This is a genomic window from Candidatus Zixiibacteriota bacterium (assembly GCA_029860345.1).
Taxonomy (GTDB): domain Bacteria; phylum Zixibacteria; class MSB-5A5; order GN15; family FEB-12; genus JAJRTA01.
This window is the reverse complement of record JAOUBJ010000002.1, coordinates 366,820-381,425: the sequence shown is the minus strand read 5'-3', so window position 1 is coordinate 381,425 and position 14,606 is coordinate 366,820. Positions and strand designations below refer to the sequence as shown.

General features: G+C 54.7%; 13 protein-coding genes. 2 read left to right on the top strand and 11 right to left on the bottom strand.

The window, feature by feature from the left end; all coding sequences use genetic code 11:
• Positions 1-397 precede the first annotated feature (397 nt).
• Entirely contained in the window at positions 398-2,542 is a 2,145-nt protein-coding gene (locus OEV49_03625) for a C10 family peptidase (GenBank protein MDH3890150.1), read from the top strand.
• Positions 2,543-2,684: 142 nt separating this feature from the next.
• Here the strand turns inward: OEV49_03625 and OEV49_03620 are convergent, their stop codons facing one another.
• Entirely contained in the window at positions 2,685-3,188 is a 504-nt protein-coding gene (locus OEV49_03620) for a transposase (GenBank protein ID MDH3890149.1), read from the bottom strand.
• A gap of 341 nt (positions 3,189-3,529) precedes the next feature.
• Complete coding sequence (locus OEV49_03615; GenBank protein ID MDH3890148.1) at positions 3,530-4,099, bottom strand: hypothetical protein; 570 nt, start codon at positions 4,097-4,099, stop codon at positions 3,530-3,532.
• A gap of 279 nt (positions 4,100-4,378) precedes the next feature.
• Here OEV49_03615 and OEV49_03610 point away from each other — a divergent pair, with 279 nt between their 5' ends.
• Positions 4,379-6,736 (top strand): hypothetical protein, encoded by a 2,358-nt coding sequence (locus tag OEV49_03610; protein ID MDH3890147.1) that lies wholly within the window; start codon positions 4,379-4,381, stop codon positions 6,734-6,736.
• A 122-nt stretch (positions 6,737-6,858) separates the two neighbouring features.
• Here OEV49_03610 and OEV49_03605 read toward each other — a convergent pair whose 3' ends face one another.
• From OEV49_03605 to gatE, 9 genes are all read right to left on the bottom strand, one after another.
• Positions 6,859-7,158, bottom strand: a complete 300-nt coding sequence (locus tag OEV49_03605) for a hypothetical protein (GenBank protein ID MDH3890146.1) — start codon at positions 7,156-7,158, stop codon at positions 6,859-6,861.
• A 197-nt stretch (positions 7,159-7,355) separates the two neighbouring features.
• Positions 7,356-7,661, bottom strand: a complete 306-nt coding sequence (locus OEV49_03600; GenBank protein MDH3890145.1) for a hypothetical protein — start codon at positions 7,659-7,661, stop codon at positions 7,356-7,358.
• Between the two features lie 191 nt (positions 7,662-7,852).
• A complete protein-coding gene (locus OEV49_03595) occupies positions 7,853-8,158 on the bottom strand; it encodes a hypothetical protein (protein MDH3890144.1) in 306 nt (101 codons plus the stop codon).
• A gap of 196 nt (positions 8,159-8,354) precedes the next feature.
• On the bottom strand, positions 8,355-8,648 hold the full coding sequence (locus tag OEV49_03590; GenBank protein MDH3890143.1) for a hypothetical protein: 294 nt from the start codon (positions 8,646-8,648) through the stop codon (positions 8,355-8,357).
• Positions 8,649-8,771: 123 nt separating this feature from the next.
• Positions 8,772-9,077 carry a hypothetical protein gene (locus tag OEV49_03585; protein ID MDH3890142.1) on the bottom strand — a complete coding sequence of 102 codons (306 nt, stop codon included), beginning with the start codon at positions 9,075-9,077 and terminating at the stop codon, positions 8,772-8,774.
• 286 nt (positions 9,078-9,363) lie between these two features.
• Entirely contained in the window at positions 9,364-9,669 is a 306-nt protein-coding gene (locus tag OEV49_03580; GenBank protein MDH3890141.1) for a hypothetical protein, read from the bottom strand.
• A gap of 40 nt (positions 9,670-9,709) precedes the next feature.
• Positions 9,710-10,261, bottom strand: coding sequence for a redoxin family protein (locus tag OEV49_03575; GenBank protein MDH3890140.1), 552 nt, complete (start codon positions 10,259-10,261; stop codon positions 9,710-9,712).
• An 856-nt stretch (positions 10,262-11,117) separates the two neighbouring features.
• Positions 11,118-12,500 carry a Glu-tRNA(Gln) amidotransferase subunit GatD gene (gatD, locus tag OEV49_03570; GenBank protein ID MDH3890139.1) on the bottom strand — a complete coding sequence of 461 codons (1,383 nt, stop codon included), beginning with the start codon at positions 12,498-12,500 and terminating at the stop codon, positions 11,118-11,120.
• Positions 12,493-14,457, bottom strand: coding sequence for a Glu-tRNA(Gln) amidotransferase subunit GatE (gatE, locus tag OEV49_03565; protein MDH3890138.1), 1,965 nt, complete (start codon positions 14,455-14,457; stop codon positions 12,493-12,495). The genes gatD and gatE overlap by 8 nt, the downstream gene beginning before the upstream one ends.
• Positions 14,458-14,606: the final 149 nt, after the last annotated feature.

The window sequence follows — 14,606 nt, the reverse complement described above, 5'->3', positions numbered from 1 at the left end:
AGCCTTTGGAGGGGTAGCGAGTAAGAGAAGATGAGATTGCCGCGTCGGTTCCACCTGGCCCGAGGTCTCCTCGCAATGGCCGAGATTGGATTCCTGCCTTCGCAGGAATGACAGAGAGTAAAGCCGGGAAAAACGTTGCCAAAGGGCGTAATTGTTTTATATTTGCATAGTTACGCGCGCTGATTAACATCCGGCGTGAACCGGTATTCACCGGAGTGTACCGGTGAACCCCGGAGTGAACCGGTGAATACCGGCGTGTACCGGCTGGAATCAGGTTGGGATGCCCCCGCCGGAATTCGAAAATACGAACCGCTGACGCTCGACAAATGAACAAACGTCGGCATGACTACGTGAAGAAAACGACCATCGAAGATACAGCCAAGACGGAGAGCCTACCATGACCCAGCGCTTCAGCTACAGAATTTTATGTCTTAGTTTCACGGCCTGCCTTGTCATCGGACTTGCAGCCACGACCCTGGCCGAACGGGCCACCGTTCTCGAAGCCGATATGGTCAGCCAAAACTGGTTGTCCTATATCGTCAACCAGAAAGGCGATTGGGCCGGTAACTCTGCTCCGGAAATCTCGCGGATGGAAGAAATCATGGAGAACGATACGTTGGTCGGATACCTCTATCACATTAAACCGACCGGCTACATCGTGGTGCCGCTTCTGAAAGAACTGGCGCCGGTGAAAGTGACCTCAGAAGAAAACGGTATCGATATCACCGAGCAGGGCGGCATGGCGGCCTTGATTCGCGAGGGACTTATAGATGCGGTGCGAGCCTTCGATTATCTGTATGGCAATCTCGATGCATCGTTGCCACCGACGGGCGAGGTATCTTTTGGCCGTGAGTATCGCGCCCAATGGGATCGCTACGCTGTAACAGCGGATGAGTTTGAGAGTTCGCTCAAGAACGGCAGTCGCGACACGTTGGTCTCGGTCGGTCCTCTGTTGACCAGCCGCTGGCATCAGGGATACCCTTACAACATGTACTGCCCGCAGGGTGATGGTGGTCAGTGTGTAGTCGGTTGCGTGGCCACGGCGACCGCGATGATACTTGATTACCACGAATGGCCGCCGTTTGGAGTGGACTCGGTTAGATACTTCTGGAACGGTGATCAAAGTTGCAATGGAAACTCGCCCGGCGAATGGCTGGTCGCTCATGTCGATGATCAATACGATTGGCCGAATATCCCGGACCATGCACCAAGTTACGCTCTAGATGAAGTCAAGGCGGCCGTGGCGGAATTGAACGTTGAGGTTGCCATAGCCTACTGGATGCATTTTGGGAAGTGCGGTTCGGGATCGTATGTTACGCATGGCCACCGGGTTTTTCCTGAAGTGTTCCGGTATCGGGATTCGGTGGTGCAGACAGATCGTCCCGGCATCACCGCTCAGGAATGGTTTGAAGCCTGTCATGAGGACATCGATCTGGGACGACCGATCACATACCGAATAACCTCGCACAACATTGTGCTGGATGGTTATCGAGTGGTCGACGGCATTAATCAGCAGCACTTCAACTACGGCTGGAACTCAAGCCACACCACCTGGTACACGGTCGACTATGTCTACTGTCCGTGGGAGGGATGCAGCCCCGGGGATCAAATGATGCTGACCAAGATCATTCCGGATCGAAGCGTCATGTTCACGGTCGACACATCGATCGGATGGTTGCCGCTGACCGTGGAGTTCTCCGGCAGTTCGGACCTTGAAGTTGATAACTGGATATATGATTTCGGCGATGGCGACACCTCGCGCGCCCAGCAAACATCGGTACACACTTATGACACGCCCGGCTGCTATGATGTCTGCCTGGAAATACAGGCCGGCGCCGACACTTGCTCGCTGGTACGTCCACAGTTGGTGATTGCCATTGCCGACACGATCACAGCTGAGAGTGCCGGAGGTGCTCCCGACTCGACCGCTGTACTCATCATCAACGCCCGGAACTCCGCTCCCTTGAAAGAACTTCGGATTCCCGTCGAGTATGCCGGTGAGGCGAACCTGACCTACGACTCCTGTTCGACGATTGGATGTCGTACCGAGTATTTTGAGATTGTGGATCAGATTCAGTTTAGCCCGGCCGGCAAACGCATGACGATGAGGCTGCTGACCACCAATAACGATGCCCAACCCGACCTCAGCCCCGGCGCCGGACCTGTTTTGAAGCTCTTTTTCTCGGTCGAGGCGGCAGCCGTTCCGGGTCAGTCGGTATCTATTGAGTTGGATGGTTACAACACGTATCTACCGGGATATTTCGGCCGGATACTCGACTATCAACCAGAAACATCAACAGGTTCGATCGATGTGGTCAGTTGCTGCACGGGTCATCGAGGCAACATCGACGGCGACCCGGCCAATGAAGTTACTATCAGTGATCTCATCTATCTGGTCGATTACATGTTTTCAGGAGGTCCAGCACCGAGTTGCCCGAAGGCGGCCGACATTAACGGAAGTCTCAATCTTGATGTGTCGGATCTGATTTTCCTGGTGGATTATATGTTCACCGGCGGCTATCCCCCGCTCCCTTGTTGGTAGCGATTAGACCATAGACAGATTTCACACAAGACGACCACCCGGTACACCCTTCGGGTGGTCGTTCTGTGTTGATACCATCACGACAGCAATTGGCCGATGAACCAGTCGCAAGTAGGTCAGGAGCCCTGTGCTCCTGACTTTTTCACTCACCGAATTCTCCATCAAAGCAGGGTCTTTTGAGCACACCCCAGTCTTGGGAGTATACTCCAATGTCTTGGAACTTGCCAAAGGACGAGTGTTCCCACTCTGATGGGCTGTCCACCAATCCATGCTTGACAGCATTATAATGAATGTAATCGATATGGTTGTTCATATCCTCTTGATCGCGGATCATGTGGTCCCAATAACGATGCTGCCACACACGACCCGATGACAAACCCATTTTCTTGCGGAACAACATACCAAAACTCATTTTGGCTCGTTGCATGATCTTGGTGAAATCCCCCTGAAGAGGATCAAGAACTAAGTGGAAGTGATCCGGTAATATTGCATAGGCATTGACTTCAAAGTGAGTCTGTTTTCTCACATTGTGTACTGCTGTCCAGAGCAAATCAACATGTTCCGCAAGGATCGGCCGACGCTGGTATGTGACACAGGTGATAAAACAGATACTGTGAGTGCTGTGAAATCGTCTCAGGATGGACATGGATTAAGATATCTGGAGCGATTGTGCAACGCAACAGGTTTTGTCAGGAGGACAGGCCTCCTGACCTACATAAGACTCAGTATGGACATGCGCCTGAATATCCGTTGCCGACTTGGCGAGCAGAATATCTTGTCAGGAGGACAGGCCTCCTGACCTACATAAGACTCAGTATGGACATGCGCCTGGATATCCGTTGCCGTCTTGGCGAGCAGAATATCTTGTCAGGAGGACAGGCCTCCTGACCTACTTCGGAACTGTTGGTAGCGATTAGACCATAGACAGATTTCACACAAGACGACCACCCGGTACTCCCTTCGGGTGGTCGTTCTGTGTTGATACCATCACGACAGCAATTGGCCGATGAACCAGTCGATCAGCCCGGTCGACTTAAACAGCACATAGAAACAAAGAACCTGAAATAACAGGACGAGAACACGGACCAGCGGCGCTTCCTCGTTTGCCAGCACGTCATAGCCCGCTTTGCGCAACATGTTGAGAGGCAGCAAAGGTAGGTAGGCACTCACCTGCAAAAGCCAGAAGACCGGGTTAAACAACTGTATTTTCTGCTGCCACAGGCGGGTTCGGTATTTCACGATACCGGTATCGAGGACCTTCATCGGCGCGCCATCGTCGAGATTGTAATCCCTGATCACCTTATCTCGGAAAATCGCTCGGATCAGATTGATCCTGATCTTCTTGCCGCCTTCCGCCGGCGCATTCCTGGTGAGCATCGAGCCCAGTTTTACTCGCTTGAGTGAGTCAACGGTCATAGCCGCCAGAGGCTCCATCTTTCCGCGAACGATCTCCGCCGCCGGGTTGGAAAAGCGGTTGGTGAAGTCAAGGTATTCCGAATACAAGCGTCGAAACTCGAGCAATACAGCCAGCCGTTCTTTGATTTCAAAATAGGTCACAGCTTTGTTGTCATGTCCTCTGTTAATGCATAACCGATTTGTGCAAGGCCAGGGGCAACGTACACGTTAGTGTTATAATCGTCCACCATGTTGAACCACTCCATTCTGTATGTATCGACACCCCAAGGCAGCTTTTTTACCGTGGCAGGCAGGCCATGGTCCGGGTCCCGACGACCCCGGATGGACTCTACATCTTCGGATGCAACAACCAGGCGATTTACACGTCACTACCAATAGTGATGACAAAGAGACACCCAATCCCACCGATGGTTTAGCGGCATGTCCCCGAATCGGTTCTTGACCATCGCTCTGCTGTCGGTATCGCTTATCGCCCTGGAACTTTCTTGGACCAGGATTCTGTCGGCCGAATTCTTCTACACTTTTGCCTTTCTGGTGTTATCGCTGGCCATACTCGGACTCGGACTCGGTGCGTTGGTTCTCAGGTTGTGCAGGTTTTTCAACCACTCCGGCTGGATCGGCGTGTCGCTTTGGTTGAGCGGGTTGATGATACTGATCGGACCGGTGGTCGTGTTTCAGCTTGGATTGGACTTCTCCACTTTGTTCTCCTCGGGTGCTACGATGGTCAAGATGCTGGCCGCTGTAGTTACACTAAGCTCCCCGTTTTTCTTTGCCGGCATCGGGTTGGCACTAATGTTCAAACAGAACCACCGGGACATGCCCAGGCTGTACATGGCCGATCTGTGCGGCGCAGGCGGTGGCGTCATCGTTGCAATCGTGCTCATGAATCACTTTGGTACGCCCGCCGCTTCGGTCCTGATAGCAGTTCCGATACTGGTAGCTTCGATGATTGCCGCCGAAAGGTGGATGAAACTCGTGCCGCTCGTTCTTTGCGCCCTGACAATCGCTTTAGCTCCTAGATCCGCATCGTGGCTGGAAGCCGAGCGTCGTGAGCGCGGACCGGTGATCTACAAACACTGGGACGCCATGGCCAAGGTGAAAGTCTTCGGCTTCAGCCCGGAGTACCGGGGTATCGAGATCGACAACGTGGCCAACACGCCGGTGATTCAATTCGACGGTGACTACTCCATTGCCGACACGGCCGACCTCGACTGGGGTATTAATGTAAGCTATCTGATAGACAAGTTCGATTCATGCACTTTCCTGTCGTTGGGCGCAGGCGGTGGTGGCGATGTGTTGCAGGCGTTACTTGAGGGTGCTGCCGAGATTCATGCCGTCGAAGTCAATCCGCATCTCAACCGGATGATGCTCTTCGGCGACTCATCGGGTTACATCGACATCGAACCGACCGTACCGGATTCGCCGGCCGATGATACCACCGCCGTCGCCACTATTCCCCCCGGCGCGGATTTTCGCGACTCGACCGGGAGCATCGTGACGATGGACGAGTTCTCCGGTTACATCTATCATCATCCGAAGGTCAAGGTCGTTACCGAAGACGCCCGCACATATATTCGGCGGTTCAACGGGAAGTTTGATATTATATACTCGCTGGCCTCGAACAGTTGGGCGGCGCTGGGGTCGGGTTCATTCGCATTGGCCGAAAACTATCTGTACACGACCGAAGCGTTCAAGGATTATTGGTCAGCATTGTCCGATTCAGGTTTCATGTCGATGGAACATCAGGTTTACATGCCGCGCATCGTGTGCGAGTTGATGCAGGCGCTGGAGGAGCTTGGTGTTGCAGACCCAATGTCACACTTTGCCGTCTATGATCTCACCAGTCGACGACGCAAGTTACTCTTGATATCGAAGCGACCGCTAAGCGAGGAGATTCGGAACCTGGCCTACGGCGAGCTGTCCGACTCAACATACGACCTCATACACCTTGTCTACCCGGCGCCGGATTCTATACAGGACAATCTTTACAACCAGATCGTCCTGAACGGCTGGCGGTCCCTTGCCGACACCCTGCCGATTGACATTTCGCCCTGCACCGACAATCGTCCGTTCGTGGCGCAGATGGGTAGATGGGACAATCTCGATTTTGAGCGTGCTAACAAACTGGGCAAGTGGGCGGAGTTCTACGGTTTCCCAATGTCAAAACTAATCATCTTGTTCATAATGGCGGCGGTGTTAATCGTTATCGTGCCGCTCAACATTCTCCCCTACTTCAAGAAAGGTGAGAAACTGAAAGCCGTGCCATGGTTGTATTTCTTCGCAATCGGGATGGCCTTCATGATGCTGGAGATCGTGCTGATCCAGAAGTATGCGCTGTTTATCGGTGCATCGGTCTATAGCATCGCGACCGTTCTGCTGACACTGTTGCTTGCCTCCGGGATCGGCAGCCGGTACTCGCGCAGGTTTGGTGATGCCGTGCCGTTCATTGGGATCGCGGTCTGGTTGCTGCTGGACATCTTTGTGCACGGATTTGTCACGGGTGCACTTATTGATCTTGCGATGCCGGCACGCGCGGCGGTGACGGCTGGCTTGGTGTTCCCGCTCGGTTTCTTCATGGGGATGCCGTTTCCCAAAGGAACCTTCCGGGTGGGTGCGTTGGTCGACTGGGGCTTTGCGGTCAACGGTGCGGCGTCGGTATTGGGTTCGATGGTGGTGTTACTTGTGGCCTTTGCTTACGGCTTCACTGTCGCGCTGATACTCGGTGGATTGTGCTACCTGGGCGCGTTGGGTTTGATGTCGTTGAGGAAGGCGTGGTAGAGGGCTTGAATCGAACCGAGCGGACAGTTCCCATGTAATGGATACTAGAAGACCGGCCGCCGATCAAAGCAGCCGGCCTCCCGGCGCAAGTTTAAGAAATCACTTTGGAAAGGCGATCCATGCTATGGACAGGGGAAGCTGTGACATCCAACCTGCGTACAATCACATAGGCCGTTGCTGATAGAACAGCGACCGGTGCACCAAAATACCGGATTGTCACCCGGGTAGTTCCTGCAGTGGCCACCACAACAGTCAAAGAAGCCCATGGGCTCCTGCTGCGTCACGCAATCTCCGTCGCCGCTTCCGCAATTGTTTCCACAATCCTCTGCGGCCGACAGGTACTCTCCCGGCATGTGCGGCATTACGAAGCCGAGAACAGCCATGCCGAAAAAGATGCCCAGAACTGTCAACGTGCGTTTCATATTTCACCTCCTTTCTCCTGTGGGTATTCTTGCGCCGTTTGACAGGTCATATTCAAGGACTATATCTCTCAAGCCAATCTGCGCCGAGCCCTGGGGGCGGGTCCTTCCGCCGCCGTGAACTTGAGGGCCGACCACCTGCAACAGCGGCCGGCCTCCCGGCGCAAGTTTAGAGTATCCTTCTGTCAATACTCTCTATGCTACTGGCAGAAATTGTGACAGCCCATCTGAACGCAGTTGCAGAAGACGCCGCTTACGGAGCATTGTCCGTAACACAAAAAGTGTGGGTCCTCGCCTTCATATTGGTTGCAGTGTCCACCGCAACATGCAGCTACAACTCTGGGACCCGGGAATGGGGGCAGCGGATCGCAAGTACCGTCACCGGGACCACACCAAAGACCGCAATCCTCGGCAGCCGACAGGTACTCTCCCGACATGTGCGGCATTACGAAGCCGAGCACGGCCATGCCGAGAAAGATGCCAAGCACCTTCATGGACAATCTCATATTCTCACCTCCTTTCTCCTGTGAGTATTCTCGCGCCGTAGTACAGGTCTCGTTAACATGCTATTTCCAATAACCGTTCTGTTCCAAGCGGGAGATCGGGTCCTTCTGTCGCCGGGGATCAACGGGCCGACCGCTCCGGTGAGCGGCCGGCCTCCCGGCGCAAGTTTAGGAGTGTACTCTACGAAAGCGAACTAGCCACCGCAGTTATTATGGCATGCTACCTGAGTACAGTTACAGTAGTCTCCCGTCACGGAGCACTGGCCGGCACAAATCCACACGGGATCATCCCCCGGATAACTGCTGCAGTATCCACCGCAGCATGTGTAGACAAATCTATGGCCGGGCGGGGGCAACGAGTCACAAGTCCCGCCACCCCCACTGCATCCGAGACCGCAATCGTCAGTGGCCATCACGCTCCCTCCCGGCATATACGGCAGTAAGAAGCCGCATACCACCATGCCAAGAAAGAACCCAAACACCTTCACCACTGTTCTCATGTTCTCACCTCCTTTCTCCTGTGGGTATTCTTGCGCCGTAGTACAGGTCTCGTTAACATGCTATTTCCAATAACCGTTCCGTTCCAAGCGGGAGATCGGGTCCTTCTGTCGCCGGTGATCAACGGGCCGACCGCTCCGGTGAGCGGCCGGCCTCCCGGCGCATGTTTACAACAGCATAAAGGCTAACAAACGTATGCTATGGACAACGGGTGTGACATCCGGTTTGCGTACAGTCACAAAGTTGGCCGGTGGTGGAGCACGAGCCGGTACAATACCAAACCGGATCGTCGCCCGGATAACCACCGCACCACCCAGCGCAGCATGCGAAAATGGAGTAGGGCTCCAGTAGGTCGTTGCATATACCGGGAGAACTGCACCCGATACCGCAATCCTCTGCAGCCGCTAAGTATTCTCCCGGCATGTGCGGTACCAAGAAACCCAGAACCGCCATGCCAAGAAAGATGCCGAGAACTTTCGTTGAGAGTCTCATGTTTCACCTCCTTCCACCTGTTAGGATTCATGCGCCGCATTACAGGTATTGTTCAACTTCCTTGTCAAATGCCGTCCTGCACCAAGCAGATGTACGGCTGTTTCCGTCATTACAGTCCAGCCACTAACAGATGGGCAGGCTGTGGCACCCGATCTGCGTGCAGTCGCAAACATTGTTGCCGATACTGCAACGTCCCCAACATTCAAACACCATGTAATCACCTTCATATCCCTGGCACCCTCCAGCGCAGCAAGACAGGTAGCCAAGAGGCTCCTGCATCGGTTCACATGTGCCTCCTCCTCCCCTAATGCACTCTACTTCTTCACAGCCACAACCGGCATAGATGTCCCCACCGGGCAGGTGCGGCAACAAGAAGCCACATACGGCCATCCCCAAAAAGAGGCCCAGAACCTTCAAGGATAGTTTCATGACCTCACTTCCTTTCTCCGGTTAGTATCAATGCGCCGGGGTTACAGTGGTCGCCGATGAAATTACCGCCACTTCTCGCCACAAGTGACCCCGATAGGCCGCCGAGCACCTTCTCTAATGATGTCAACTCAAGGATGTATGAATCTGACGCAAAACTCAAAAACGGGTCTCTGACCGCCCGAGAACATGGCCTCTGTCTGCCTGCGAGTCTAATAGCCGACCGCTCGCACGAGCGGCCGGCTGCCCAGCGCAAGTTTGTTAAAACGGTTTTCTTACTCGACCTAATCTACGGACAGATGGGCAGACTATGACAACCGATTTGGTTGCAGTCGCACAGCTTATCGTTGATGCTACAGCGACCCCAACACTCGAACACCGGATCATCGCCTTGATATCCCGAACAATGTCCTCCACAGCAGGCCAGGAAGGTCATGGGCGGAAGCGGCAAGTCATCACACGAGCCTCCTCCTCCGGCGCACTCTATGCCGCAATCTTCCCCGGCCAAGGCGTTACCATCGGTCATGTGGGGCAGCAAGAAGCCGCATACGGCCATGCCGACAAAGATACCGAGTACCTTCAATGTTAGTCTCATATTTTCACCTCCTCTCTCCTGTGCATTTTCATGCGCTGGGTTACAGGTATTCTTCGACGTATTCATCCGTGATAATCCCCGAAAACCCGCAGCTAACAAACTGGATGGTCGCGTCCTCGCCGATGCCGATCATGGTTGGCACCATGTCGATAGCTAACTCTTTCTGCAATTCTTCTGAGACACGAAAGACCGGCAGCACATAGTTGGCCAGGTCATCCTCCGGCTTCACGGATAAGAGCAGAATCTGGTAGCCCTCTGAGGCCAGCAGTTCACTCCCTTCGAGGAACTTGATAAACTGCTTACAGGGTCCGCAAGTCTGGGACACGAAGCCGAGCACGGTTTTTCGTCCCACTAGCACCGACTGCAAGTCCATCGGTTCTCCATCCTGGTGATAAGCCGTGATCGACGGCATTGTCTGACCGATCTCCAGGTTTGTGGAGTTTCGCAGACTGGCCGGCAGCACCTCGGCGCCCCTGCTTCCAGCTCCGGTGTACTTGATCGACAAAGTCATACCGGTAAAGACACCGGCTGTCATGATGACAAAGATGCCCACCCACTTGAGAATGGATTTGCCCGCTTTGGTTTCACCCATCTTGATGTCCTCCTTCCGCTCGATTGGCACAATGACAAAACCAATATATCAGTGATTGTCAGGAGCTTAGAAAGCGGCTCTGCCACAGTTTGGCAGTGAAGGGTGAGAAATCTGTCTTTTTTTTATCTGCACACTATAACCCTGGTCGTGCGTCGGCTGGTTTCGTTTGGCCGGAGCCTGTGAATACCCGTCTGCACTGCAATCACACCCATAAATGGACTTCATGGACGTCGGGCTGCCGTAGACATTCAGGCTGTGTCATAATGCGGTTTCGCAGGGTCCTGAGCCTGCCGAAGGCGTGATTGTGACCCGACACCTAACTCCATACCGGACCGCGGCGGCGGGTCACACGAATCCGCTGGCGTCCGTCGCGGCGCACAGGACCCACCGCAACATGGAAGAGGGACTTTTTCAACAAGCCCCAAGGGGATGGGCCACCCGACCCAAGGCACTTCTTGAGGATGTCGCAGGCCGCGAAGCGGCAATAGGGTGATTTATCACCCTTCGAATGGGCTCAGGGTGACACTTGTCTGGTGCATGGTGTACGTCCTCGTGCGCCAGGTTTGAGACATGGACAAGCCGTGCCGGTCGCCTTTCGGATCAGGGAATCCGAACTCCGCTGCCGTGTTCTGGTGGACGGTCCGTAGGCCAGGGGACGATTCTGCCACAGCTTGTCAGTGAGCGATGGGCTCAGCCGCTCTTTGGTCGGTGTTCTTAGTCCGGAGGCACAGGGCCGCAATTGGAGGACGGTTGGGTTCTCCCTGTCTGCCACTTAAATCTCTTGGATGCGATCCGGGAACGGACAGTTGCGGAGATCCACCGCGCCTGAGACACAAAGATGGACTGCCACCCGTTCCTACTTGTGCACGTTTTTCAGGAAGGCCTCGACCTCGGGGACGCCACCCTGAAAGATCAGGTAGCCGTTGTAGGGTTCCCGCTCAGTAATTTCCGCAGCAATCGGCGCCAGCATGATCTTTCGGACTTCGTCCAGATCACTGGTTTGTCCCAGTGCCCAGCCAAGTTTGACGTAGGCCACTTCCGGCAACATGTTTTCGGTCGGGATGATCCCCTTGGCCATCAGATCACGCCCGGTGTCATAGACGAACATGTGCACATATCCCCACAAAGTCTGCACCGTCATGTAAATGGCGACACCGGCTTTGGTCGCCCGTTCGATAGCCGGGTAAACCGGTTTGTTGACATGCCCAAGCCCGGTCCCCGCGATGACGATTCCCTTGTAGCCGTTTTCCACCAGCGAGTCGATAATGTCCGGCATCATGTTCGGATAGTAGTAGACCATCGCGACTTTCTCTTCAAACAGCGCCGTGATCTTGACCTTGCGGTCGGTGCGACGGCGGTTGTAGTTGTCGGTCAGCGGTGTGATCTTATCGCGGTCGATCATAGCCAACGGAGTGGCTCCAATAGTCCGGAAAGTCGAACGATAGGACGAATGCATTTTACGCACTCGCGTGCCGCGATGCAAGAGGCCGTACTCATCGGACGTGGGGCCGAACATGCAGACCATCACTTCGGCGATATCAGACGTAGCGGCGGCCGTGGTGGCATGGATAAGATTCAGGGCGGCATCCGATGACGGCCGGTCCGAAGACCTTTGCGATCCCACCACCACGATCGGAACCGGCGAGTTTTGAATCATGAAGGCCAGGGCCCCGGCCGTGTGGTGCATAGTGTCGGTGCCGTGCCCAATGACGATGCCGTCGATGCCATTCGCAATCTCCTTGCCGATAGCGTTGGCAAGTTCTATATACTGCTGCGGACCCATATTCTCTGAGAACACGGCGAATAGTTTCTCGGTGGTCAGGTTGCAGATATCGGCCAGTTCGGGGACGGCGCCGTAGAGTTCGCCCGGTGAGAAGGCAGGTATCACAGCGCCGGTACGATAGTCAAGCCGCGAGGCAATGGTACCACCGGTGCCGAACAGTTTGACGTGCGGTTTACCCGGTGCTGTTGGGAACTCTTTTTCAGGTATCTTGTAATGGGCCTCTTTGTAGCCATGTTCGCTCATGTCGGTGATGGTGTCGACATTGATTCCGACGTTGTATCCTGTGGCCAGTTTGAGCACGATGTGCCGGTCATCATCGTTTTCCGAGCGCGGCAGAATGATCCCACTGAAATCGCCGCGACTGGTCTTGATATGGGCTTCGCTCCATACCCTCACGCCGAACTCTTTGAGTGACGACAATGCTGCCCCTTTGTATCCTTTGAACAGATCAGCCACCGCTCACCTCCTTGTCAACAATCCGGCGAAGCTCGGCCAAAGGCATATTGCCGAGGGCAAGTTTGCGAAGGTTTCCCATGATCCAGTCGGCGCAGGCGTTGGGCGCAGAACTGGTGCAAACATCCTTGAACTTCTCTTTCAGAGCAGGTACATGCTCGAGCACCTCCTGCACTTGGACGGGTCGGTAGCCGATTGTTGTGAGCACCGACTCAAACACCATGTTGGGATGCTCATAGACGACCGGTAACAGAGCAGGAAGAATGTCTTTGTCCAAGCCGCGATCTTTTACGAATCGGGCAAGTCCGTAGACCTTGCTGTTACTGAATCCCACTGTCCACGGCTTACGACCTTCAAGCACCTTGAGTGCATGTCCCAGTAGGGTGCCGACAAACCGAGCCGACAGATCACACTCGCCGACGATCCTCTCGATAACCGGCACCAGGTTACGAGTGAGCAGGTAATGATGGGTATCCGCCGGGATATTCCATTCGTTCAGTTGCCTCATACGGTCACAGATTTCGCAAGGGAGATCCATGCCGAGTCTTTCAATGGCATCGTCGGAGATCGGTATCGGTGCGCTGTCCGTATCGGGGTACATCCGATCAGCGCCCGGCAAGACACGCTCGAAGAGAGTTGTACCGTCAGGCAAGGCCTTTCTGGTTTCGTTCGGTACTCCGACAAAGGCCAGGCGGCATCGTTCGTCGATTGTTTCGACGGCCGTTTCAATGTCTTCGGGCGCTCCCCACACGAGCAGTTGAGCATCACCATCCTCGGCCTTCAACAGCCGCCGCACCGCGTCCAGGTCGGTACCCGACATCACTAACTCGTCGCGCACATGCTCCGAGACCAGGAGATTCGGTTTTTCCAGACAGGCAATCACCTTCAGCCGGTCGCTCAGTTCATCGGCAAATACTTTTCCCGGTTGCGTGAAGAACGACAGGGCGCCTGCCCAGCCCGCGAGATTGACTGCGACAAACCGATGATCATGCGGCAGGTCCGGTTTGGATGCATAAAAGCCGCTCAACAATCGCGGCGGGACGTCTGTGACCGCCAGTTTCCATTCGTTCGCGTCGACACGACCGGTAAGTCCGGCTGCGATTTCAAGCAGCGCTTTCTGACGAAAGGCCTCGTTGTGTGTCAGTTCAGGTATCCAGGCGATGTGCGCCACGCCCTTGATCTCAACGCGCGTACCACCGGTGATACTGACATTGACATCCTGCCGCGCAGCGCCCATTCCCGAACGCACAAGCCCGGAGCTGCGCGTGAGGAATCTCAGATAATGTCCGGCTTCGGCGGCTTCGTCGGGTGTGAGCATGTCGGGATAGGTAACCGTCTCAATCAACGGCATTCCCAACCTGTCGGTGGTATAGACCCGCCAATGTCCGACATCGGATACTTCGCGGCAGGAATCCTCCTCCAGGCTCAATTGGATGATTCGCACCTTCTTGTTAGTCAGGGGGATCTCTCCTTCGATCCCGATAATTCCGGTGCGCTGAAAGCCGGTGGGGATACTTCCGTCGAGATACTGCTTGCGAGTGATGTGCAATTCACCGACGATGTTGGTCTTGAGCATTAGGGCGATGCGTATGGCAATATCAAGAGCCTGCTGATCGATTCGAAAGGGCGGCGTGTCGTCGACTTCATAGGTGCAGGCGGTGGCGTTCTTCAAATGGTAGACGATGTTCTTCTTCGTCCGGAACTCCATCAGCGCTGTTCCGTCATACTCACCCAGTTCCGAAAGGGTCGGACGCATGTGCCTGACTACTTCGGCGTCGTAATCCGCCTTATCGTTGTACAGACCGGCGGGACAACGACAGAACAGCTTTCGATCCGTCAACAACTGCTGGTGGATTTCCAGCCCGCACATGAAGCCAAGGTCGGCGTATGTTTCGGCCGTAGCTTCAGAGCGAGATACGTAACCAAGATGCTGTTTTGTCTCTTCGTAGTTTGTGCTCAAATCCGGACTCTAATTCGCTTGCTTCAGGCGTCAAACATCGGCGCTGAAGGTAACTGAAAACGGGTTTCCTGACAAGTGATTCCTATTCCGGACCGACCGGCACCGGTATCCCAGAGAGCACCACTGCCTTCAGCCCATGCCCCCGCACA